Origin of the sequence: Corynebacterium tuberculostearicum (assembly GCF_032821615.1) — a bacterium.
Lineage (GTDB): Bacteria > Actinomycetota > Actinomycetes > Mycobacteriales > Mycobacteriaceae > Corynebacterium > Corynebacterium tuberculostearicum_H.
In genome coordinates, this window is record NZ_JAVBIF010000059.1 from 1 (window position 1) to 671 (window position 671).

Annotated in this window: 1 pseudogene; it reads right to left on the bottom strand. The window is 52.9% G+C overall.

The window, feature by feature from the left end:
• Positions 1 to 120 precede the first annotated feature (120 nt).
• Positions 121 to 671 (bottom strand): annotated as a pseudogene (locus tag RAE09_RS11870) (IS3 family transposase); the annotation flags it as partial.

Here is a 671-nt window from a genome sequence, read left to right on the forward strand (position 1 = left end):
CTGCCAAGATGCGATCTTCCACGAGACGGACCACACGGTCCTTTGCATCCTGGTCAAATTTTCTTGGCATATTCCAGATTTTCCCATCTACTTAAACGGAACAAAACCTGGGACACTTCAGGTATGGGCAACGATTGAACGGTCGAACAAATCCATCACCGGTGATAGGTAGACCTTGCAGCCTGCGACCCTGAACTCGGTGACGTCGCTGACAAAGACGGTATTTGGCTTATCTGGGGTGAACTTGCGGTCAAGTGTGTTGTCGGCAATGTGGCTGATCGTCCCGTTATAAGAAACATATGGCCTGCGCTGGCGGACCTTGGCTCGAAGCCCCATCTCGCGCATGAGTTTGTAGACGAGCTTGTGATTGACCACCCACCCCTGGTTGCGCAGGTCAAGTAGCACTCGTCGGTAGCCATAGCGATGCTTGTTACGCTCGAAGCTTTCCCAGATCGCGTCTTTGAGCGCAGCGTGCTTATCCGGATTGCTGAGTCGTTTTTGGTGATAGAAGAATGTCGACCGTGCCATGCCGGCCGCATCCAAAAGGTAGTGCAGACGATGCCGTGACTTGAGGATGACAATCGCCTGGACCTTCAGGCGTGTCCCTGATTCCTCAAGTCCCGCAATTTTTTTAGATATGCGTTTTCCGCTTCCAACCGCGCGATCTGGCG